General features: G+C 53.9%; 22 protein-coding genes. 5 read left to right on the top strand and 17 right to left on the bottom strand.

Translation table 11 applies throughout. From position 1 onward, the window contains the following. Nucleotides 1–200: 200 nt before the first annotated feature. From trmB to J9880_RS03410, 4 genes are all read left to right on the top strand, one after another. A complete protein-coding gene (trmB, locus tag J9880_RS03425) occupies nt 201–920 on the top strand; it encodes a tRNA (guanosine(46)-N7)-methyltransferase TrmB (protein WP_232770073.1) in 720 nt (239 codons plus the stop codon). Continuing rightward, nucleotides 920–1,246: a YggL family protein gene (locus tag J9880_RS03420; RefSeq protein ID WP_095924788.1), complete on the top strand. Its 327-nt coding sequence runs from the start codon at nt 920–922 to the stop codon at nt 1,244–1,246. Before trmB ends, J9880_RS03420 begins: the two co-directional genes overlap by 1 nt. 75 nt (nt 1,247–1,321) lie before the next feature. Beyond that, nucleotides 1,322–2,248: a glutaminase B gene (glsB, locus tag J9880_RS03415; protein ID WP_095924789.1), complete on the top strand. Its 927-nt coding sequence runs from the start codon at nt 1,322–1,324 to the stop codon at nt 2,246–2,248. Nucleotides 2,249–2,272: 24 nt separating this feature from the next. Next, nucleotides 2,273–3,007, top strand: coding sequence for a YggN family protein (locus J9880_RS03410; RefSeq protein WP_095924790.1), 735 nt, complete (start codon nt 2,273–2,275; stop codon nt 3,005–3,007). A gap of 59 nt (nt 3,008–3,066) precedes the next feature. Here the strand turns inward: J9880_RS03410 and hemW are convergent, their stop codons facing one another. The 6 genes from hemW to J9880_RS03380 all read right to left on the bottom strand — a co-directional run bounded on the left by hemW (nt 3,067) and on the right by J9880_RS03380 (nt 7,305). Then, entirely contained in the window at nt 3,067–4,203 is a 1,137-nt protein-coding gene (gene hemW / locus J9880_RS03405; protein ID WP_131694118.1) for a radical SAM family heme chaperone HemW, read from the bottom strand. Beyond that, nucleotides 4,196–4,804, bottom strand: a complete 609-nt coding sequence (locus J9880_RS03400; protein WP_131694117.1) for an XTP/dITP diphosphatase — start codon at nt 4,802–4,804, stop codon at nt 4,196–4,198. The genes hemW and J9880_RS03400 overlap by 8 nt, the downstream gene beginning before the upstream one ends. A 21-nt stretch (nt 4,805–4,825) precedes the next feature. After that, the gene (gene yggU, locus J9880_RS03395) at nt 4,826–5,131 is read right to left on the bottom strand and encodes a DUF167 family protein YggU (RefSeq protein ID WP_095924793.1); all 306 of its coding nucleotides are present in this window, start codon (nt 5,129–5,131) and stop codon (nt 4,826–4,828) included. Then, complete coding sequence (locus J9880_RS03390; RefSeq protein WP_095924794.1) at nt 5,116–5,670, bottom strand: YggT family protein; 555 nt, start codon at nt 5,668–5,670, stop codon at nt 5,116–5,118. Before J9880_RS03390 ends, yggU begins: the two co-directional genes overlap by 16 nt. 22 nt (nt 5,671–5,692) lie before the next feature. After that, complete coding sequence (gene proC, locus J9880_RS03385; RefSeq protein ID WP_119826912.1) at nt 5,693–6,514, bottom strand: pyrroline-5-carboxylate reductase; 822 nt, start codon at nt 6,512–6,514, stop codon at nt 5,693–5,695. A gap of 71 nt (nt 6,515–6,585) precedes the next feature. Next, nucleotides 6,586–7,305, bottom strand: coding sequence for a YggS family pyridoxal phosphate-dependent enzyme (locus tag J9880_RS03380; protein ID WP_119826910.1), 720 nt, complete (start codon nt 7,303–7,305; stop codon nt 6,586–6,588). Nucleotides 7,306–7,327: 22 nt separating this feature from the next. Between J9880_RS03380 and J9880_RS03375 the strand changes: the two genes are divergently transcribed. Next, the gene (locus tag J9880_RS03375) at nt 7,328–8,350 is read left to right on the top strand and encodes a type IV pilus twitching motility protein PilT (protein ID WP_095924797.1); all 1,023 of its coding nucleotides are present in this window, start codon (nt 7,328–7,330) and stop codon (nt 8,348–8,350) included. On the opposite strand, the gene ruvX is transcribed toward J9880_RS03375, so the two are convergent. The 11 genes from ruvX to J9880_RS03320 all read right to left on the bottom strand — a co-directional run bounded on the left by ruvX (nt 8,341) and on the right by J9880_RS03320 (nt 19,989). Beyond that, nucleotides 8,341–8,769 carry a Holliday junction resolvase RuvX gene (ruvX, locus tag J9880_RS03370; protein ID WP_095924798.1) on the bottom strand — a complete coding sequence of 143 codons (429 nt, stop codon included), beginning with the start codon at nt 8,767–8,769 and terminating at the stop codon, nt 8,341–8,343. The two genes, J9880_RS03375 and ruvX, sit on opposite strands and share 10 nt — an antisense overlap. Continuing rightward, entirely contained in the window at nt 8,769–9,332 is a 564-nt protein-coding gene (locus tag J9880_RS03365; protein ID WP_095924799.1) for a YqgE/AlgH family protein, read from the bottom strand. Before J9880_RS03365 ends, ruvX begins: the two co-directional genes overlap by 1 nt. Nucleotides 9,333–9,401: 69 nt before the next feature. Beyond that, entirely contained in the window at nt 9,402–10,352 is a 951-nt protein-coding gene (gshB, locus tag J9880_RS03360; RefSeq protein WP_232770072.1) for a glutathione synthase, read from the bottom strand. A gap of 11 nt (nt 10,353–10,363) precedes the next feature. Then, nucleotides 10,364–11,095 carry a 16S rRNA (uracil(1498)-N(3))-methyltransferase gene (gene rsmE / locus J9880_RS03355; protein ID WP_232770071.1) on the bottom strand — a complete coding sequence of 244 codons (732 nt, stop codon included), beginning with the start codon at nt 11,093–11,095 and terminating at the stop codon, nt 10,364–10,366. 87 nt (nt 11,096–11,182) lie between these two features. Continuing rightward, nucleotides 11,183–11,896, bottom strand: coding sequence for a deoxyribonuclease I (gene endA, locus J9880_RS03350; protein ID WP_131694113.1), 714 nt, complete (start codon nt 11,894–11,896; stop codon nt 11,183–11,185). Between the two features lie 93 nt (nt 11,897–11,989). After that, nucleotides 11,990–12,511, bottom strand: a complete 522-nt coding sequence (locus tag J9880_RS03345) for a SprT family zinc-dependent metalloprotease (RefSeq protein WP_095924803.1) — start codon at nt 12,509–12,511, stop codon at nt 11,990–11,992. Nucleotides 12,512–12,605: 94 nt separating this feature from the next. Further along, nucleotides 12,606–14,000, bottom strand: a complete 1,395-nt coding sequence (locus tag J9880_RS03340; protein WP_095924804.1) for a sugar porter family MFS transporter — start codon at nt 13,998–14,000, stop codon at nt 12,606–12,608. Nucleotides 14,001–14,307: 307 nt separating this feature from the next. Continuing rightward, on the bottom strand, nt 14,308–15,021 hold the full coding sequence (locus J9880_RS03335) for a fimbria/pilus periplasmic chaperone (RefSeq protein WP_133823955.1): 714 nt from the start codon (nt 15,019–15,021) through the stop codon (nt 14,308–14,310). A gap of 51 nt (nt 15,022–15,072) precedes the next feature. Next, nucleotides 15,073–16,176 carry a CfaE/CblD family pilus tip adhesin gene (locus J9880_RS03330; RefSeq protein WP_095924806.1) on the bottom strand — a complete coding sequence of 368 codons (1,104 nt, stop codon included), beginning with the start codon at nt 16,174–16,176 and terminating at the stop codon, nt 15,073–15,075. A gap of 13 nt (nt 16,177–16,189) precedes the next feature. Continuing rightward, entirely contained in the window at nt 16,190–17,302 is a 1,113-nt protein-coding gene (locus J9880_RS03325; RefSeq protein WP_095924807.1) for a CfaE/CblD family pilus tip adhesin, read from the bottom strand. Then, nucleotides 17,299–19,989 (bottom strand): TcfC E-set like domain-containing protein, encoded by a 2,691-nt coding sequence (locus J9880_RS03320; RefSeq protein WP_095924808.1) that lies wholly within the window; start codon nt 19,987–19,989, stop codon nt 17,299–17,301. Before J9880_RS03320 ends, J9880_RS03325 begins: the two co-directional genes overlap by 4 nt. Nucleotides 19,990–20,038 lie beyond the last annotated feature (49 nt).

The following is a 20,038-nucleotide window of genomic DNA, read 5'->3' as shown; positions in this document are numbered from 1 at the left end:
TTAAGAGACGGGGCTGATCACATCACAGTTGCCGTCTGGCTGTAAACCGGAACTTTCCGCACTGTATTGACCGATTTCCTGCCCGCAAGCCTTGCTAATCGGGAGTAAGTTTGGATAATGCGCCTTTCCTTATATTTAGTGACCAAAGCACAGGCATCCGCGCGCGGGTACCGCGTCTTGCCAATCGGAGTGGAAACACCATGAAAAACGACGTCATTTCACCGGAGTTCGACGAGAACGGTCGCGCGATGCGCCGTATTCGCAGTTTTGTCCGCCGTCAGGGCCGTCTGACGAAAGGTCAGCAATTTGCGCTGGACAACTTCTGGCCGGTGATGGGCGTGGAGTTTCAGGCTGAAACCCTGAACATTGATGCCTTGTTTGGTCGCTCAGCGCCTGTGGTGCTGGAAATCGGTTTCGGGATGGGCACATCGCTGGTCACCATGGCGAAGCAGAACCCGGAGCAAAACTTTATCGGGATTGAAGTCCACTCGCCGGGCGTCGGTGCCTGTCTGGCGACGGCGCACGAAGAGGGCGTCAGCAACCTGCGCGTGATGTGTCACGATGCGGTCGAAGTGCTGGAAAAAATGATCCCGGATGGCTCGCTCGATATGGTGCAGCTATTCTTTCCTGACCCGTGGCACAAAGCGCGTCATAATAAGCGCCGCATCGTGCAGCCGGAATTCGTAGAGAAGCTGCGCAAAAAACTGAAAGTGGGCGGTGTTTTCCACATGGCGACCGACTGGGAGCCGTATGCAGAGCACATGCTGGAAGTGATGGCCTGTTTAGAAAGCTGGGCGAATCTGTCGCAGGAAGGCAATTATGTTCCGCGTCCTGAATCCCGCCCGGTGACCAAGTTCGAAATGCGTGGCCAGCGTTTAGGCCACGGCGTATGGGATCTGATGTTTGAGAGGAAGCAATAATGGCTACAAATCGCAGTCGTCGTTTACGTAAGAAGTTACACATTGCCGAGTTCCAGGAACTGGGCTTCTCTGTAAAATGGCGTTTCCCGGAAGGTACCGCGGTCGAAACCATTGACGAATCACTGGATAAATTCATTGACGGTGTGATCGAGCCAAACAAACTGGCCTTCGACGGCAGTGGCTATCTGCAATGGGAAGGTCTGGTTTGCCGTCAGGACATCGGTCACTGCACTGATGAACAGCGCGCGCAGGTCAAAAAATGGTTGGAAGACCAGAAAATGGAAGACGTGGAAGTTTCAGAGTTGTTCGATATCTGGTGGGATTGATTTCACCGGTCAGATAAATTCTGAATCTTTTAAAGGTGCCTTTCCGGCACCTTTGTTACATCTGGAGGCAGGACGTTGGGCACCGAACTTGATAACAGTTTGCTGGAAGATATTCTGGCGCAGGTCAGGCCGCTGATTGGCCGCGGCAAGGTTGCCGATTACATTCCTGCGCTGGCGGAAGTCAGCCCCGATCATTTAGGGATTGCCGTGTGTACCACGAAAGGGGAGATCTTTCGTGCCGGTGATGCCGACATGCGTTTCTCGATCCAGTCGATCTCCAAAGTGCTCAGCCTGACGCTGGCACTGACCCGTTATCAGGAAAGCGAAATCTGGCAGCGCGTCGGCAAAGAGCCGTCCGGCCAGCCGTTCAATTCACTGGTTCAGCTTGAGCTTGAGCAGGGAAAACCGCGTAACCCGTTCATCAATCCGGGCGCGCTGGTGGTCTGCGATATGCTGCAAACCCGGCTCTCGGCACCGAAACAGAGAATGCTGGAAGTGGTGCGTCAGCTGGCCGGATCGGCAGATCTCAACTACGATCGGCACGTTGCCCGTTCAGAGTTCGACCATTCTGACCGCAATGCGGCGATTGCCTATCTGATGAAGTCTTTCGGAAATTTCGACAACGACGTCATCACCGTTTTGCATACTTATTTCCACTACTGTGCACTGCGGATGAGTTGTGAAGAACTGGCGCGGACGTTTGTTTATCTTGCCAACAAAGGCCATCCGCTCGGCAGCGAGACACCGCTCATCGATGCCCGTCAGGCCCGGCAGATTAATGCGATGATGGTGACCAGCGGCATGTACGACGGCGCCGGTGAATTCGCTTACCGCGTCGGGATGCCGGGTAAATCTGGCGTCGGTGGCGGTATCATTGCCGTGGTACCGGGCGAGATGTGTATCGCGGTATGGTCGCCGGAACTCGATGCGGCAGGGAACTCTTTGGCAGGTATTGCTGCCTTAGAATTGCTGGCGCAACGTATTGGCCGTTCAATTTTTTAAGTTTGCTGTCTTAAGGGAGAGTACATGTTAGTGAAAACTGGAGTGGTAAAAACCGGACTGGCCGCGCTGCTGGCGCTGACCGCATGGAGTGCGCAGGCTGATTACCAGTGCGGCGTAAACCCGAAGGATGACGTGATCATCAAACCGCAGACCGTGCAGGTGGTGGGGAACAGCGGTGATTTACTGATTACGCCCAACGGCAACGTCACCCTCAACGGTAAAGACATGACCCTGAGCGCCAAACAGCGTCAGGAAGCGATCGATTATCAGGCCGGTTTGCGCCGCGACCTGCCGTGGATCGATCAGGGCGCGACGGCGCATCTCGAAAAAGGCCGCGTGGCGGTTGACCGTGTCATTGTCGAAAAACTCGGCAGCGACAGCAACGTGCGTAACCGCCTGGTCACGCTCGACAAGCAACTCAAGCAACAGATGAACCTGATCATTGAGCACCGCGCCGACGGTCTGACCTTCCACCATAAAGCGGTGGATCAGGTTAAACAGAACGGTCAGAAGCTGATGGAACAAACCATGGGCGGCGTGATGCAGGACAGCATCAACGAGATGGGCCTCAAACAAGCTGCCAGCGGCGGTAACCCGTTACAGGCGATGATGGGCAATCTGGGCGGTCTGCAACAGGCGGTTCAGGAAGAGTGGAACAGGCAGGAAAAAGAGTTCAAAGCCTTTGGCGATGACGTCTGCAAGCGCGTGACCGCGCTGGATACCCAACACAAAGCGTTACTGGCGGATTTGAAACAGTAACCGCTAAATGACAGAAACAAAAAAACCGCGATTACGCGGTTTTTTTTTGCCCCTAAACCTTACTCTGCCAAAAAAAGCTCCAGCAGCGAATTCAGGAACAGTTTACCTTTACCGGTGATCTGCCAGTGCGTCCCGGTTTCCAGCAGATAGTCTTTGGCGATGGCTTGGTCAAGCTGCGCTCGGATCACGCTTTCATCCAGTCCGGTATACAAACCAAACTCTTCGCGCGGGGCTGCTTCCAGCAGGCGGAAACGGTTCATGAAGAACTCAAACGGCAAATCTTCGGTTTCGACCGGATGCTGTTTATCCATGTAGCGCCCCTGCATATAACCGCGCGGATGTTTGGTTTTGACGGTGCGCAGGATTTGCCCGTCGGGCTGCGTCAGTTTGCCATGCGCGCCACAACCGATGCCCAGATAATCGCCGAAGCGCCAGTAGTTCAGATTGTGCTGACACTGATAACCCGGTTTGGCATACGCAGACGTTTCGTATTGCTGATAACCGGCGGCGGTCAGCAGCTGATCGCCTTGCTCGAAAATATCCCACAGCGCGTCGTCGTCCGGCAAGGTTGGCGGACGCGAGGCGTACAGGGTATTTGGCTCGATGGTCAGCTGATACCACGATAAGTGCGGCGGATTCAGCGCGATGGCCTGACGCAAATCGTCCAGTGCTTCTTCCAGTGTCTGATCCGGCAAACCATGCATCAGATCCAGATTGAAGCTGCGCAGGTTCAGGCCGGTGGCCAGATGCGCCGCGCGCTTTGCTTCTTCCGGGCCGTGAATGCGTCCCAGACGCTCCAGTTTCTGTGCATCGAAACTTTGCACGCCAATGGAGATACGGTTCACACCGGCACGCTGATAGCCGCTGAAGCGGTCTGCTTCGACGGTACCGGGGTTGGCTTCCATGGTGATTTCAGCGTCAGCATCAAGCGGCAAACGTGCACGGACCCCGTCGAGCAGGGTTTGCATCGCTTCACTGCTCAGCAGGCTGGGGGTTCCGCCGCCGATAAAAATCGTCCCCACGCTGCGTCCGCCCGCCAGATGCAAATCGGCATCCAGATCGGCCAGCAGATGCGCGACATAATCGTCATGCGGCACTTCACCCTTTAACGCGTGCGAGTTGAAATCGCAGTAGGGGCATTTTTGCACGCACCACGGAATATGAATGTAGAGACTCAGCGGCGGCAACTTACGCATTGTTCTGTGCAGCCTCTTTCATCGCGGCCAGCAACAATTTCAGCGCCAGTCCACGGTGAGATACCGCGCTTTTTTCTTCGCGGGTCAGTTCTGCGGCGGTTTTGCCCAGTTGCGGGACGTAGAAAATCGGGTCATAACCGAAGCCGCCTTCACCTGCTTCGGCAAAGGTGATTTCGCCTGCCCAAGTGCCGTGGCAAACCAGCGGGGTCGGATCTTCCGCATGGCGCATATACACCAGCACACAATGAAATTGCGCGCCGCGTTGTCCCTGAGGCACGTCTTTCAGTGCGACCAGCAGCTTATCAAGATTTTCCTGATCAGAGGCGTCAGCACCGGCGTAGCGTGCAGAATAAATCCCCGGTGCACCCCCGAGAAAATCGACGGCCAGACCGGAATCATCGGCAATGGCGGGCAAACCAGTCACGGCTGCCGCATGGCGGGCTTTCAGGATGGCGTTCTCAATGAACGTCAGCCCGGTTTCTTCGGCGGATTCTACGCCGAGTTCAGTTTGTGCGACCACATCCAGCCCGAAACCGGCCAGAAGATGTGCGAGCTCACGCACTTTACCGGCATTGCCGGTAGCTAATACGACTTTCTGCATGGGAGAGTCCTGACTTAAACGTTATTCAGCGAGCAGTACCGCGACCTCAGTCGGGATATTTTGCGGATGGGTAATGCGGACTTGTTTATGGCGGCCCAGCTCGCCCTTTTCAATGCTGACCTGACTTTTGGCGACTTTAAACTGTTTTGCGAGAAATTTCACCAGATGCGTGTTCGCCTGACCGTCCACCGGCGGGGCAGTGATGGCGACTTTCAGTTCGTCGCCATGCAAACCCACCAGGCTGTCGCGGCTGGCTTTGGGCTGGATCACCAGCCGCAAAACCAGCGTATCGCCGTGCCAGAACGCCGGGGTTAAAGCTGATACCACAACGCACCCAGCAGATCCATGCCGAGATAATTCAGCATATACAGGATAAGAATGACCACCATCGCCGAAAAATCAATACCGCCCATGGCCGGAAGAATGCGGCGGATTGGCGCCATCAGTGGCTCGGTCAGCTGCATCAACAGGTAATCCATCGGGCCGCGGCCCTGGCTCACCCAGCTCATCAGGGAACGGATAATCACCAGCCAGAACACCAGATAACCGGCGGCTTTCACCAGCCCGATCAGGCCAATCAGCAGACTGCTCAGGCCGATAAACAGTGCGCCGCTCTGGATAAGCAACAGCAGCGGGAATTTAATCGTGCAGAGGATAAACGCCAGCAACAAACTCGCGCTGTCAATGGGCCCCAGTGGCGGAATAATCCGGCGCAGCGGTCCGATCACCGGCTGCGTGATTTTCACCACAAATTGTGAGAACGGGTTATAAAAATCTGTACGTGCCCACTGCATCCAGATGCGCAGCAGCAGAACCATCACGTAGAGATCAATGAGGGTTTTAACCAGAAAAGTCAGCGTTAACATTTGTTACCTTTAATATTTTTAATTAGAACAGTTTTTCCATTTCCTGCGCGCGGGTAATGGCGGCCTGCATGGCGCCGGAGACAATCTCCGGTAATTTATGGTCGGTGAAAAACTTCAGTGCTTCAAAGGTTGTGCCGCCTTTGGACGTCACATTCTCACGAAGTTGTGACAATGGCGTGTCCGGGCTGGCGGCAACCAGGGCGCTGGCCCCGCTGGCGGCTTGTTCAACCAGCATCCGTGCGGTTTCTGCGCTGAAACCCAGACGCTGCGCTTCAGCCTGCATCGCTTCCATAAACAGGAAGAAATACGCCGGTGCGCTGCCTGCGGCGGCGATCACATGGTTAATGCCTTCTTCACTCTCAACCCAGCAGATTTTACCTACCGCGCTCATCAGTTCACCGCTGTAATCGCGATCTGCCTGCGATACCTGAGCAGGCGCAAACAACCCGCTCATGCCTTGTCCGACAAGGGACGGCGTGTTCGGCATAATGCGGACGATGTTCAGATTATCGCCCAGCAGTTCGCAGAAACGGGCGACGCTGACGCCTGCGGCAATCGACAGTACCAGCTTGCGGCCAAAATCCACGTCTTTTTGCAGTGCTTTACATACATCCGCCATCATCTGCGGTTTTACGGATAAAACCACCACATCGGCGTCTTTCGCACAGCCGCTGTTATCGCTGCTGCTGTGTACACCGTATTTTTCAGCCAGCGCATCACGATGCGTGGTGGAAGGGGCACAAACGCTGATCAGATTTGCCGGATAGCCGCTTTCGACCAGACCGGAAACGATAGCGCCCGCCATGTTACCGGCGCCGATAAAACAAATTTTGCGGTGTTGCATGGATGCTCCTTGCTTAAATGGGGGCTGAACTGAGCCACTCAAGAGTAAAGCAGTAAACCGGATAAAAAGGGTTACTGTTTTGCGCTGTAATCACGGGCGCCGAAAATGGCGGTGCCGATACGAACCAGGGTACTGCCTGCGGCAATGGCGGCGGGCATGTCGTCGGTCATGCCCATCGACAGCGTATCCGCCTGCGGACAAATACCTTGCAATGCTTTCAGCGCATCACGCATCTGACTGAATACGTCGAGCTGGCGCGGGTAATCTGTCTCCACAGCCGGGATCGCCATCAGACCACGCAGCGTCAGGTTTGGCATCGCCATAATGTGCGTAGCCAGTTCGGCGACCTCGCCCACGGCAATACCGGATTTGCTGGCTTCATCGCTGATATTGACCTGAATCAGCACCTGCAACGGCGCTAAACCGGCCGGGCGCTGCTCATTCAGTCGCTGGGCGATTTTCAGGCGGTCGAGGGTATGGCACCAGTCAAAATTTTCCGCCACCAGACGGCTTTTATTCGATTGCAGCGGCCCGATGAAATGCCAGGTCAGCGCAGGCTGATGCCCGGCAAAGTGAGCAATCTTATCGACGCCTTCCTGAACATAGTTTTCGCCAAACGCCCGTTGCCCGGCAGCGATAGCTTCTTCGATCGCGCTCGCAGGTTTTGTTTTGCTGACTGCAAGCAACGTAATTTCTTCTGAAGGCCTGCCGCAACGCTGTGCAGCGGCTGCGATTTTCTCGCGGACATTCTGTAAGTTCTGTGCAATAGCGTTTTGCTGACTAAGGCTCATAAGGACTCAGGAGGATTTCAACATGGATATTGATGGATTCGTGGGGCGTAGTGTAAAGCAAAATGCCTCTGATCTGCACCTTTGTACCGGCTATCCGCCAATGTTACGCATTGACGGCGAACTTTGCCGCTGCGATGACCTGCCGGTGGTGAAAGCTTCGCAGATGCAAACACTGAGTTGTTTGTGGCTGGATGCTGCGCAGCGGGAGGTATTACAGCAGTCCGGGCAGGTCGATAAAGCCCTGACGTTCGGCGACGGCGTGCGGATGCGGCTCAACGTCTTTCAGCAACTGCACGGGTTGTCGGCGGCGCTCAGGCCGGTCCCCGCCAGCTGTCCGGCGCTGGAGAGCCTGCTGGCACCGGATTGCCTGCAGCAAATCATCATGCAGGACGACGGGCTGATTCTGGTCACCGGCGCGACAGGCAGCGGGAAATCCACCACGCTGGCGGCGCTGATCGATCATCTCAACCGGCATACGGCGCGGCATATTATTACGCTGGAAGATCCGATTGAGCTGATTCATCTCAGCCGCAAGTGCCTGATCCAGCAGCGGGAACTCGGTCTGCATACCCGTTCGTTTGGCGAGGCAGTACGCGGTGCCTTGCGCGAGGATCCGGATGTCTTATTGCTGGGGGAATTACGCGATACCGAAAGCATCCGGCTGGCGCTGACGGCGGCGGAAACCGGCCATCTGGTGCTGGCGACGCTGCATACCCGCAATGCCACGCAGGCGATTGACCGGCTTGTGGATGTGTTTCCGGCAGAAGAGAAGGCGTTTGTCCGCGCGCAACTGGCGGGCAGCCTGCGCGCGGTGGTGGCGCAAAAACTGGCCGTGACGCAAACAAAGGAGGGTAAAAAAGCGGGCAGAGTGGCGCTGTTTGAAGTGCTGACGTCCACGCCTGCGGTGTGCAATTTGATTCGCGAAGGCAAGACACATCAGCTGGCGGATATCCTGCAAACCGGCACGCAGGCCGGAATGCAGACATTCGCCCAAAGCCGCCAGCAGCGGCAAAACGCCGGATTACTGGCCGCCGATCAGGACTGACTCCATTGTTTCTCAAACCAGCTTTCCAGAATAATGACGGCGGAGGCGGCATCGACGCTGCCTTTGTCCAGAGCACGGAAACCGCCGCGATCGAACAAATCCGCACGCGCTTCAACAGTGCTCAGGCGCTCGTCGTGCAGTTCAACCTGAACGCCGAACCGGCCATGCAGACGGTTGGCAAACTTGCGGGCGCGGGCGGTCAGTGGTTGCTCGGTGCCGTCCATGTTCAGCGGCAGGCCGACGACCACCAGATCCGGTTGCCACTCTTTCAGCAATTTTTCGATCTTCTGCCAGTCCGGCGTGCCGTCCTGCGCTTTGAACGAGGTCAGCGGGCGGGCGGTGCCGGTCACTTCCTGACCGATGGCAAGGCCGATACTTTTAGTGCCGAAATCAAACGCGAAAACCGTGCGGTTAGCCATTATGCGTGCCCTGCGTGGGTGGCGAGCTGTCCGACGTCAATGCCGATCATTTTCGCCGCTTCGCGCCAGCGGTCAGCAACCGGGGTGCGGAACAAAATGTCGCTGCTGGCTTCAATGGTCAGCCAGGCGTTTTCCAGCAACTCTTTTTCCAGCTGGCCCTGTTCCCATGCGGCGTAACCCAGCGCCACCAGCACATCTTTCGGCTGGTCTGGCGTACCCAGTGTTTCCAGCACGTCTTTGGAAGTGGTGATCATGGTGCAGTCGGAAATACGAATGCTGGAACCAAAACCTTCGCGCGGTGTATGCAGGATAAAACCGCGATCGTCAGCCAGCGGGCCGCCGGAAAATACCGGGCGATCGAGACGAATGTTCAGGTCACGGGGTTCGGGTGTGATATCCAGTTTGTCGAGCACGCTTTCAACCGTGAAATCGTCGACCAGCTTGTTAATCACCAGACCCATTGCGCCGTCTTCATTATGTTCGCAGATGTACACGACTGAACGTTTGAACTGGGGTTCATCCAGTCCGGGCATCGCAATAAGAAAGTGATGTTGTAGATTCATGGTATGTAGGATGTTTAACCTCAGGAAATAAACATGGCGTAATAAAAATATTACGCCATTTCAACACAGTTAGCGGGCAGAAAGACGCTTTTCAATGGCATCCATCAGCATGCCGGTAATGGAAATCGGGAAGGCGGCTTCGATTTCACGGGCACAGGTCGGGCTGGTGACGTTAATTTCCGTCAGGCGATCGCCGATGATGTCCAGACCGACAAAAATCAGGCCTTTCTGTTTGAGGACAGGTGCGACGGTGCGGGCAATCGCCCAGTCGCTTTCGCTCAGCGGACGCGCTTCGCCCCGGCCACCGGCGGCCAGATTACCACGGGTTTCGCCCTGTGCCGGAATACGTGCCAGACAGTAAGGCACCGGCTCGCCATCGACCACCAGAACGCGCTTGTCGCCGTCCTTGATGGCCGGCAGGTAGTTTTGCGCCATGCAGAAACGGCTGCCGTGTTCGGTCAGGGTTTCAATTACCACGGAGACGTTGGCATCTTCCGGTTTCAGACGGAAAATAGACGCGCCACCCATGCCATCAAGTGGCTTGAGGATCACGTCAGTGTGTTCTTGATGGAACGCTTTCAGCTGCGCGGCATTGCGGGTCACCAGCGTATCCGGCGTCAGTTCCGGGAACCACGCGGTAAACAGCTTTTCGTTACAGTCGCGCAGGCTCTGCGGTTTGTTGACGATCAGCGTGCCTTTTTCTTCGGCGCGTTCGAGGATATAGGTGGCATAAATGAATTCGGTATCGAACGGCGGATCCTTACGCATCAGGATCACGTCCAGTTCCTGCAGGGCGATATCCTGCTCAGTGCCGAACTCATACCAGCCGTCGTAATCCTGCTTCACGCTGAGTTTTTTGGTGGTCGCACGGCCTTCGCCGCCACGCAGATACAGGGAATTCATTTCCATGTAATGCAGTTCATAACCGCGACTCTGCGCTTCCAGCAACATAGCGAAACTGGTGTCTTTTTTGATGTTGATGGAAGAGATCGGGTCCATCACGATGCCAAGCTTGATCATTTGGTTTCCTCTTAACCCAGATCGCCGAAACGGACCTGTAAGGCCGTTATCGCGGTGAGTGCTGTGGTTTCTGTACGCAGAACACGGGGTCCCAGCAGGATATCAGTAAATCCGTAGCCGGAGGTCATTGCAATTTCATCAGCGGATAAGCCGCCTTCCGGGCCGATCAGCAGGCGAACATGGCTCACCGGCAACGGCAGGGTATTAATACTGTGGCTGGCGCGCGGATGCAGATTCAGCTTCAGGCTGTCATCCTGTTCGGCGCACCAGGCTTCGAGGGGCATCGCCGAGCGAATGTCCGGGATACGGTTACGGCCACATTGTTCACAGGCGGCAATGGCGATTTTCTGCCACTGCTGCAATTTCTTCTCCAGACGTTCGCCGTCCAGCTTCACACCACAACGCTCAGAGAACAGCGGTGTAATGGTGTTCACGCCCAGCTCGATGGATTTCTGAATAGTGAATTCCATCTTCTCGCCGCGTGAAATCACCTGGCCGAGATGCAGATTCAGCGGAGATTCGTTGTCTGACAGCACGCCCTCGCTCAGGCTGACGCGCACGCTTTTCTTATCAACCTGGGTGATGCTGGCGTCGAAAACCTGATTGCTGCCGTCAAACAGCTGGATCGTCTGACCGGGTTGCATACGCAAAACGCGTCCGACATGGTTCGCGGCATCTTCGCTCAGCGCGATGTCGCTGTGCGCGGTCAGGGGTTCGGGATGATAAATGCGGGGAATGCGCATGTGAGGCTGCTGTCCTTAAACGGTTGAAGTGGGCTATTTTGGCAACTGTTGCCAGCCCTGTCGCTGACTATTGTGCCCTATAGTAGGTTAGCTTTTTCTCTGCGCGCAAGCCTGCTGAACATACGGGTTATGATTCCCCTGCACATTCGCGATGCGGTTATCGCGTTCACACTCCCAGGCCGTCACCGGATACTGACGATCCCATGCGGCGAACAGCTGTGTCTGCTGGCGTGACAGGTTCAGTTTGTACTGGTCGCGCATGTAGAAGTAGGTGCGGGCGATAGCGCCGCGGGCGCGGGCCGGTGGCTCAGCGGCTTTGGCCTTGAAGTCGATTTTCATCTCGCAACGGCCATACTGGCCTTCGCCGCCATTCCACTGGCTGTACATGAAGTTGTTGCGGTCGCCGTTCACTTCACCGATGGCCGGTTCAAGGTTATGCAGGTCAGTTTCTATCTGACGGTAGTCGGCGCTTTTTGCGCAGTTTTTGCGTCCGCCATCCTGCCAGCATTGCATCTGATGGCCAAACTGCCACGCAGGGACCACGTGTTCCCACTCAATCCGGCTGGCGCGCTGTTCGCTTTTGCGCACCGCATAGCCGCAAGATTGCAGATCCGGCGTGCCTTTTTTCCCCTGCCAGCTGATCTGGCAGCCGCAGTAAAATGTCGGCGCGCCCTGATTGATTTTCACGGCAGCAGCTTTGGCCTGACTGAAGTTATTGATGGCGTGACCGGTCTGACTGAAGGCGCTCAGCGGCGCCAGCGCACCGATAAACAGAAAAGATAAGAATGTTTTACGAAACATGTTTCCGAATAATCCCTGTGTAAAAGGGCGGAAGGGTAACGGATGGCGCGCGGTGTGACAATCAGACATTGCTGCGATTGAGTGATTGATTTTTCAGCCGTTAGAGGTGCCGTTAGCGTTAAAACGTAACAGTTCGCCGCAATGACGGCAGCGGTATTCCGACTCTTTGCGCATCACTTTATTGTGGCGTCGCACGGTCAGCTGATGATCCCGGCAGGCACATAAATAGGGATAGGTTTTGCTTTGCACGGAGGCGACTTCGAACTTGTGCGTTCTGCTGGCGGAAACCCCCAGCACATGTTCCATCATCCAGCGCCACTCTTTGCCGTGCGGTGCAGGTGCGCGACCAAAGCGGCGATAGACCAGTAAATGCGCCAGTTCATGCGGCACGACTTCATCGATAAAAGGCTGTTGATTTTCCAGCAGCAAAACAGGATTCAGGCGGATTTGCCAGTGTTGCAGGTACGCACTGCCCGCGCTGGTGCCGCGTTGCTGGTAGGTGATTTCCGGCTCCGGATAATCGGTGCCAAAAAACTGGTTTGCCATCTGGAGTTTTTCCCGCAGGCAGCGCATAACGGCTTGTTGCAGGGCAATGGGGAGGCGTGAGGTTTTCATCTGGCGAAGGATAAATCTGGCGGGAGAGAGATGCAATACGGAATTCCTCCCCTTTGCAGGGGAGGAACGGCAGGCTTATTTATTGCTAACTCACTTACTTACCGATGTCGCGCAGGGCTTCGCCTTTCATCAGGTTGCGCTCGATGTGTTCCAGAGAGACGTTTTTGGTCTCAGGGATCAGCGCAATGGTGATGAAGATGAAGACCACGTTCAGCGCCGCGTACACCCAGAAGGTGTTGGCGTTGCCGAGGCTGTCGAGCATGGTCAGGAAGGTCGCGCCGACAATCATGTTGGCGATCCAGTTGGTTGCGGTAGACACGGTGATACCAAAATCACGGCCTTTCAGCGGCTGGATTTCAGAACACAGTACCCAGATCAGCGGACCGGCACTCATGGCAAAACCGACGATGAACATCAGCAGCATGGCGATAGAGAAGTATTTCGCCGCATCAGATTCCACGCCGATATGCAGCATGGTACCCAGCACACCCATGCCAACGGCCATCACCAGGAAGCCCAGTTTCAGCGTCGGTTTACGGCCCCAGCGGTCAACCAGACCGATGGCAATGAAGGTCGCCAGAACGTTGACCAGACCGACGATAACCGTGCCCCACATCTGCTGAGAGGTACTGGCGAAACCGGCGATGCCGAAGATTTTTGGCGCGTAATACATGATCACGTTCATACCGGTGAACTGCTGCATCACCTGCAACAGAATCCCGAGGTAAACCGCACGACGGAAGTTTTTGTTGTTAACAAACAGACCCCAGCCGCTTTGTTTTACCTTCAGGCTTTCACGGATTTCATCCAGTTCACGTTTTGCCTGCTCGCTGGAATCACGCAGTTTTTCCAGGACGCGGCGCGCTTTGCCGTCATCGCCACGTGCGGCCAGCCAGCGCGGGCTGTCCGGCAGGAAGAAGACACCAATCAGCAACAGCAACGCAGGAATGGTGATGATACCCAGCATCCAGCGCCATGCGCCGGTATAGCTGAATGCGGTATCAGAAAGATACGCCGCCAGAATACCGATGGTGATCATCAACTGGTACATGGAAATCATGCTGCCACGGATTTTCTCCGGTGCGATTTCTGACAGGTAAATCGGTGCGGTGTAAGACGCGATACCGACTGCCAGACCCAGCAGAACGCGGGCAACAATCAGGATTTCTGCATTGGGTGCAAAGGCGGAACACAGTGAACCGATAACGAACAGAACCGCGCCAATCATCAGGCTGTATTTACGTCCCAGGCGGAAGTTCAGCCAGCCGCTGCCGACAGCACCGACGGCGGCACCAAACATCATGGAACTGACAACCCATTCCTGTTGATGGTTTGTGATCTGGAAGTCATGGCTGATAAAGGGCAGGGCACCAGCGATGACGCCGATATCTAAGCCGAACAGCAGTCCGGCAAGTGCAGCGAGAAAACAGACAAAGAAAGTGACGCTTTTGTTCGAGCGTTTTCCTTTGGTGGAAGTTGAGTTGTTCATCCGGTCTCCAAAATAGTGCAATCGTTTTGAGTTGTAATAATGCTTAGGCTGTTATGTTATTAACCCTGTACACAGCTTAACGTGAACCCGGTCACAGTGTTGTAATCGTTTACACTAATAGGTGTGATTGGGCGTCTTGTTTTTGAAGGGTTTCAAACGGATAGCGTAACAGGAAGGGGATGTGCCGGAGAGTAATAGCCTGAAAATTGATTTATATCAATCAATACTGTGTATCAAACTTTTACATATACAAATAACTAATTAATTTATAACAAGTTATGTTCTGTAACCGTTTTCATTCAGGCCGTTATCTGACAGGGAAATTTTCCACTTCCTGCTTTTGAGTGTAATCGTTGAAATACTCGATTCGGACATTTTCAGAGGAAACTGAAGCCGGTAGGGCGGATGAAAGTGTGAAAGGTTTGCCTGGATAGACGTTTTTCTTCAGCTCCTGCCACTGACAGCGGGCCTCTTTTTTATCGCTGTCACACTGGCCGATACGCTGCACCACCAGATGAATATTGCCGGTATTGGTGATTTGTTGACGTGATGCATCCCAGCCCAGTCTGGCGATGGGTTTTGCAGGCGGCACCATGACTACTACGCCCCAGACAATGGTCAGGCTCAAATCGCTGCTGAAATTTTGGTCGCTGGCAGTGCTTTTGAATTCTTCCGGAGTCATTGACTGAAAATGCACGCGGTAGATTTTTTCTTCGTTGCTTTCACCAAGGCCGACGATCCTGACCGGCTGGCTGTTACCGGCAGGCAAGCCAAATTTCAGCGGTGATACCACCAGGCTGTTTTGCGCGCCTTGCGGTGCGGGTGTCTCGTTTTCTTCTGCGGTGCCCGGATTGTGAACTTCGGTGATTTTTCCCTGAATATATTGCGTCGTTTCACTTTTTGAACTGATGACCAGTGCCGCAGCATGCTGCTCATTAAGCATCACTTTCATCGGAGAAACGGTGATATTGGCAAAACACAGGGCAGGCATTGCCAGCATCAGCAACGGGAGTATTTTCATAGCTGAGACGGGTAAATTCCTTTGTGTCATATGTGTCGCCTTCGGGTGAAGTTAGTAAAGGGAGGTGGTGAAATTAAGCTTAAGTGTGCCCCGGTAATACCCGGCATTTTTACTGCTCACTGCTAAATATCCGGTACTGAGCTCGAGGGGCGCAGGGACACAGATAACGGGTTCCGGGATTCCGGGTAAATGTACCTGACGGATACGGGCCTGCTGTATTTTTGTCAGATTCATCTGGCGGGCACGGCTCACGGTTTGCAGGGTATTCGTATCAGGATTAAGCATATTGATCGTGTAATCCATGCGATCTCTTTCGTTGTTCGCATCACCACCCTGACGGACAATGGAAAAATTGATCCCCGAACGGTTACTCTGCCCGGTGAAGTCGTCGTCCAGGGTTAACATAAACGTGCTGCTGTTAGCGTTGTAACCATCATATAAACATACATCAATATTTGCGGTGCCGGTCACAGACACTTTGTTATTCCCTGTTCCGGGAAGCGGACGCATATTGAGGCTTACCAGCGGCGCGGCATTGCCAAATTCCGGTAAATAAATTTGCTGGTTATTATTGTCGGTGACATTGAGGGTAATATGGGCGTTCCAGTCTGCCAGTTTGAGGCGCGGATCCCATTGTGTAAGAGACATTTTTAACTCAGCTTTCCAGATGCCGCCAACAGGAAGTTTTTGTAATTCTGAAGAGGAAATGAAAGCACTTTCTTTTGTCTCGGAGATGCCGCTCCAAAATGCAGCCGCTGTAGATAAAAGATCGTCATAATCCCCTGATTTATGATATGCAGTGATATTGATAACCTGGGTTAAGCCGCTTTTTTGTTCTTTAAATTCTGTTGCCACCTGTGTATGCCCGTATCCATACCACTGCGGAGATGTTGCGCACTGGCCATTTGTTGGAGAACTGTTGGATACACATACCCAGGAGTTACGCCCCCATAAAGCCTGATTGCTTGTGTCGTAGCCGCCACTTTCATTCTTCCAGATGTCAATTTGCGAAGGTAAGCTGGATTTATCAAATGTTGCCGTAACCGGCGTATCACGTCCCGTGGGCTCTACCCGTTCAGCTCTTGTTGATTGCGCGGTTAACCCACTTACCATTATTAACAGGGCCACGATAAAATACGTTTTTGTCAGGTTCATGGTATTCGCCTGCCTAAAGCTGTGGAGTAAACGTCACGATCAGGTGCCCGGTATAATGCCCGGCTTGTTTGCTATTGATATCCAATGTTTTGGTGCTTAATTGCAACGGCGCCGGGACGCACAATACCGCCTGCGGGATCCCCGGAAGATGCACCGGCCGGACATGGGCGGTCTGAATATCCGGGATTACCAGATCTTCACCACGTTTCACGCTGACGTATTTGCCGTCGGGTGCCTGCATTTTCACGTAATAGTCGATACGGCCGGAATCCAGATTGACGTCGCCGTGGTCGGAATAAATAGAGAAATAGCCGCTGTTACGCTGAATCGTTCCCTGCTGTTGATCGTCAAATTTTAGCGTAAAGCTGGTACTGTTCGAGCCATAACCGTCGTATAAACACATATCCAGAGTAGCAGCGCCATTCATTTGCGTCTGATTACCACCGGTGCCTGGCAGCGGGCGCATATTAAGGTCAACCCGTGGTGCGGCTTCACCAAATTCAGGTAAGTAGATTTGCTGGTTATTATTATCCGTCGCGTTAAGTGTGATATGCGCTGTCCATCTTGCCAGGTTTTTCCCGGGCGACCATTGCCACAAGTCCAGAGCCAGCGTGCCTTCCCAGATCCCGCCGACGGGCAGTTTTTTTAACTCAGCAGAGGTAATGTAAACACTTAAAAACTGTTCGCTCCCGCTCCCCGCTGAATCAGCAGAAGTGACCTGAAATTTGCCGTTCTCACCAGCATGATAACCTTCGAGATTAATGACTGCCTGTAAACCTGTCCTTTTTTCTATGAACAGGGTCGGGATGGATGTCGTCCCTCCCGCACCCCAGTCACCCTGAGAATTTTTTGCTTCACCACTTTTACATTGTCCGGTAGAAGGCGATGTATTAGATAAGCAACGCCAGTTATTCCTCCCCCATAATGACGGGTTATCCGGGTTAAATCCCCCAGATTCATGATTCCAAATATTAAAATTTGATGGTGATGATGAAAGATCATAATTAACGCTAACACTTGTATCGCGGCCAGTGGGTTCAACCACAGCCGCGTACGCATAAGATGTTATTAAAAGCTGAGCACTTACTAAGAGCAGTGTCGAAATTATAGATGCAGAGAGTTTCATTTTATTTCCCGGCGAGTTTCAGGCAGATCAGAAGACTGAACTGTTTTGCAGAGCGTTTTCCCGACATAGCGCACCACATCACGGTTTGATTGCACGGTAACCGCACACTGATAGTTCTGATTGCCATTACGAACATACAGGTTCTTCGCTAAAGACGTCATTTCTGCGGTAAAGCCGCCATCTTCTGAGCTGCTGTAGGCATTCGCATTGAGCATGTTGCCGCCACTGAGCGGTTCGCCCGTGCTGGTAACCAGTTGTCCGACATAGGTGTAATGAGATTCCATCGTGACTTCGCGTACTTTCATTTTCCCCGGCAGCAGGAATAAGTTCTGGCTACCTGCACCCTGGGTAATGCTGGCCTGGCTGCCGGTGCTGACATCACGACTTTCGTTCACAGAGACTTTACCTTCTTCAAAACCGGTCACCGGGAACAGGGCTTTGCTGTTCTGTTTCATTTTGGTGGCACCGCCGCCCTGAACCGAAACGTCGATCAGTGCATCGTCTGCCGCATCGGGTTCTTCTTCGCTGCCTTTCACTTTCACTGCGACTGCTGCGCCCGGAGAACCCGTACCGCCCGGCCCCCAGAAGAAGCCAGATTTAGACACTGCGACGGAAGAACTGTAGCTGCCGGTGACAGCACCCTGATGGGTCTGTTGCTGGTTGTCATAGCTGTCAGAAACCGTCATTTCGCCGTCGCCATACTGACCATTAAGACGCCCGTGAACCGCGGCGTTGGCGTTATCGGTATCCGTGCCGCCGACATCAATCCCCAGCTCGCGCTCGTTATTGCTGCCCCAGTCCCAGTTCTGACTGGCGTTGTAGGTCATCTGCGCATCGCCATTCTGGCTGCCCTGATAATCCGTACTGAAAGAGGTATTGCTGCTGCGTAATTGCGCATCTTTTGGCGTGTTGCGTGACAGGGAGAAACCCACGTAAACGCCCTTGTCGTTATCACTGGCACTGCTGCTTTCACGGCGGTATCCGCCAAAGCGCGTGGTGATGGTCATCTGCTTCCAGTTGAAGCTTTTGTTCAGGCTCAGTTGCACCGTGTTGGACGTGCTCTGCGATTCGGTGTTGTTGATCATATTGTCTTCAAAGGGCTTTGAAGGATCATATGACGACGTGTCCGGCGAAAGGCTGGTGTTTTTATTGTAAGTGTAGCCCAGTGAGGCGGACCAGCCTTTGACCGGCACGGAAAGTGTGGCGTTCACCGATTCGTAACAGCCAATATCGGCGTAATCATTCTCATCGACATTGGCGCTGGTGCAACTTTTGCCGTAAGCCGCGTTGCGATATACGCTCATGGAGAAACCGTCGTTATAACTGATTTGCTCCACGTTACCTTTCGAACCGTCGGTGCCGCTGAACACATTGGCCTGCATATCCAGCACGCCGTCGATCAGTTTGCCGTTAAAACCGTGTGTCCATTGCACGCCCGCTTCACCGTAATTTTCATTATCGGTATTGGCGATACCTGCTGTCGCTGTCAGTTCGGCAAAAACCGGCAGACGCGCCCCGGCCTGCATCACCGGCTGGCGAGATGTGCTGCTTTGGTCATCGTCACTGGTGGAACTGACGACTTTGTTATCTGCCGTTTCACCTGCCTGTATAAACCACTGCAGATGCCCGTCACCGATCCCGCCCGTTTTGGTAAAAGGCTGAGTGTCGGTGCGCACGAGCTGGTTATTTTCATAAATTCGCAAGGTGACCGCATAACTGCCGCTCGGGAAGTTGCCGGTATCGAGAGTATTCGAGCCACTATTCAGATAGAAAGTGCCGAGTAACTGGTTGCCACGGTAAGCATCGACGCGGGATTTGCTGGAAAGCAAGACCACTAATGGCGAGCCTTTGCTGGCTTCTTCAAGATTCAGATAGCTCAGGGAACTGCCCGCGCGAACACCGTCGATGGCGTTCAGTGGCAGCAGCGAGAAGCTGATATTCCCGCCGAGATTGCTGGAAAGGTCGCGTGAATCCATGCGTCCGGCCTGCACGTAATGGCGCTTGCCCAGACTCTGGCGGAAATAGAGATCATCGACAGACACCGTCTGGCTGTCGCTGTCATCACTTTTGTAAGAATCCAGCGACCAGTCAAAACCGACATAACCGTTGGTCAGCACACCTAATGCGCCGGAGCCCTGTAATGACAGGCTCTGGTACTCATCTTGCGCCGCGATGTTAAGCGTTTGCTGATGAATCAGGGCATTTTCAGTTTGTGCGGTAGGGGTGTAATAAAGGGCTTTTTTCCCGGCATCTGGCACCAGCTTTTTGCTGACAAAGACGTCGGCCGCGCTGTTGTTTTCATCATAGATCAGGGCAAGGGAATCGGTTTCCAGATAACCACAGCCTTTGGCATTGGCGTTACTGCCGCAGGCCAGATTGCCGTGACGTGCCAGCGGCGCGGACAATGCTGTCAGCATCTGTTGATACTCAGGCGTACCGGCTTTCAGCGGAAGATTTAAGGCTTTCAGTACGCCTTGCGGATCTTTGAATTGCACCGTTTCCAGCGTGACGCTGGCTTCATATAATCCGGCAGACTGGCCGAGTAAATTAACATTCAGCCAGACGTTCTGACCGGAGACCAGTTCTTCAAAGCCGGGCGGAACGTCAGAGCCCGCCAAAGCAAGATTGCTGAACAAAGCAAAATGAATTGCCAGAAAGCAAAGTGAGACTTTCAGATTGGGTTTCATTATTTTCCTTTATTCAAAAATCTGGAGAGGAGAAAAGAATCGGCCTGAT

The sequence above is a fragment of the Rahnella victoriana genome, from assembly GCF_021276285.1.
GTDB classification, from domain to species: domain Bacteria; phylum Pseudomonadota; class Gammaproteobacteria; order Enterobacterales; family Enterobacteriaceae; genus Rahnella; species Rahnella victoriana.
The sequence above is the reverse complement of the archived record's forward strand: the minus strand, read 5'-3'. Positions and strand labels throughout refer to the sequence as shown.

Bases quoted from the DNA above. Each gene is read 5' to 3' on its own strand.
- J9880_RS03335 (WP_133823955.1), bottom strand. From the start codon at position 15,021: ATGAAAATACTCCCGTTGCTGATGCTGGCAATGCCTGCCCTGTGTTTT.
- J9880_RS03390 (WP_095924794.1), bottom strand. From the start codon at position 5,670: ATGTTAACGCTGACTTTTCTGGTTAAAACCCTCATTGATCTCTACGTG.
- J9880_RS03380 (WP_119826910.1), bottom strand. From the start codon at position 7,305: ATGAGCCTTAGTCAGCAAAACGCTATTGCACAGAACTTACAGAATGTC.
- J9880_RS03375 (WP_095924797.1), top strand. From the start codon at position 7,328: ATGGATATTGATGGATTCGTGGGGCGTAGTGTAAAGCAAAATGCCTCT.
- J9880_RS03320 (WP_095924808.1), bottom strand. From the start codon at position 19,989: ATGAAACCCAATCTGAAAGTCTCACTTTGCTTTCTGGCAATTCATTTT.
- gshB (WP_232770072.1), bottom strand. From the start codon at position 10,352: ATGATCAAGCTTGGCATCGTGATGGACCCGATCTCTTCCATCAACATC.
- hemW (WP_131694118.1), bottom strand. From the start codon at position 4,203: ATGCGTAAGTTGCCGCCGCTGAGTCTCTACATTCATATTCCGTGGTGC.
- ruvX (WP_095924798.1), bottom strand. From the start codon at position 8,769: ATGGCTAACCGCACGGTTTTCGCGTTTGATTTCGGCACTAAAAGTATC.
- J9880_RS03325 (WP_095924807.1), bottom strand. From the start codon at position 17,302: ATGAAACTCTCTGCATCTATAATTTCGACACTGCTCTTAGTAAGTGCT.
- trmB (WP_232770073.1), top strand. From the start codon at position 201: ATGAAAAACGACGTCATTTCACCGGAGTTCGACGAGAACGGTCGCGCG.
- J9880_RS03410 (WP_095924790.1), top strand. From the start codon at position 2,273: ATGTTAGTGAAAACTGGAGTGGTAAAAACCGGACTGGCCGCGCTGCTG.
- J9880_RS03365 (WP_095924799.1), bottom strand. From the start codon at position 9,332: ATGAATCTACAACATCACTTTCTTATTGCGATGCCCGGACTGGATGAA.
- proC (WP_119826912.1), bottom strand. From the start codon at position 6,514: ATGCAACACCGCAAAATTTGTTTTATCGGCGCCGGTAACATGGCGGGC.
- J9880_RS03400 (WP_131694117.1), bottom strand. From the start codon at position 4,804: ATGCAGAAAGTCGTATTAGCTACCGGCAATGCCGGTAAAGTGCGTGAG.
- J9880_RS03345 (WP_095924803.1), bottom strand. From the start codon at position 12,511: ATGAAAACCTCACGCCTCCCCATTGCCCTGCAACAAGCCGTTATGCGC.
- J9880_RS03420 (WP_095924788.1), top strand. From the start codon at position 920: ATGGCTACAAATCGCAGTCGTCGTTTACGTAAGAAGTTACACATTGCC.
- J9880_RS03340 (WP_095924804.1), bottom strand. From the start codon at position 14,000: ATGAACAACTCAACTTCCACCAAAGGAAAACGCTCGAACAAAAGCGTC.
- rsmE (WP_232770071.1), bottom strand. From the start codon at position 11,095: ATGCGCATTCCCCGCATTTATCATCCCGAACCCCTGACCGCGCACAGC.
- J9880_RS03330 (WP_095924806.1), bottom strand. From the start codon at position 16,176: ATGAACCTGACAAAAACGTATTTTATCGTGGCCCTGTTAATAATGGTA.
- endA (WP_131694113.1), bottom strand. From the start codon at position 11,896: ATGTTTCGTAAAACATTCTTATCTTTTCTGTTTATCGGTGCGCTGGCG.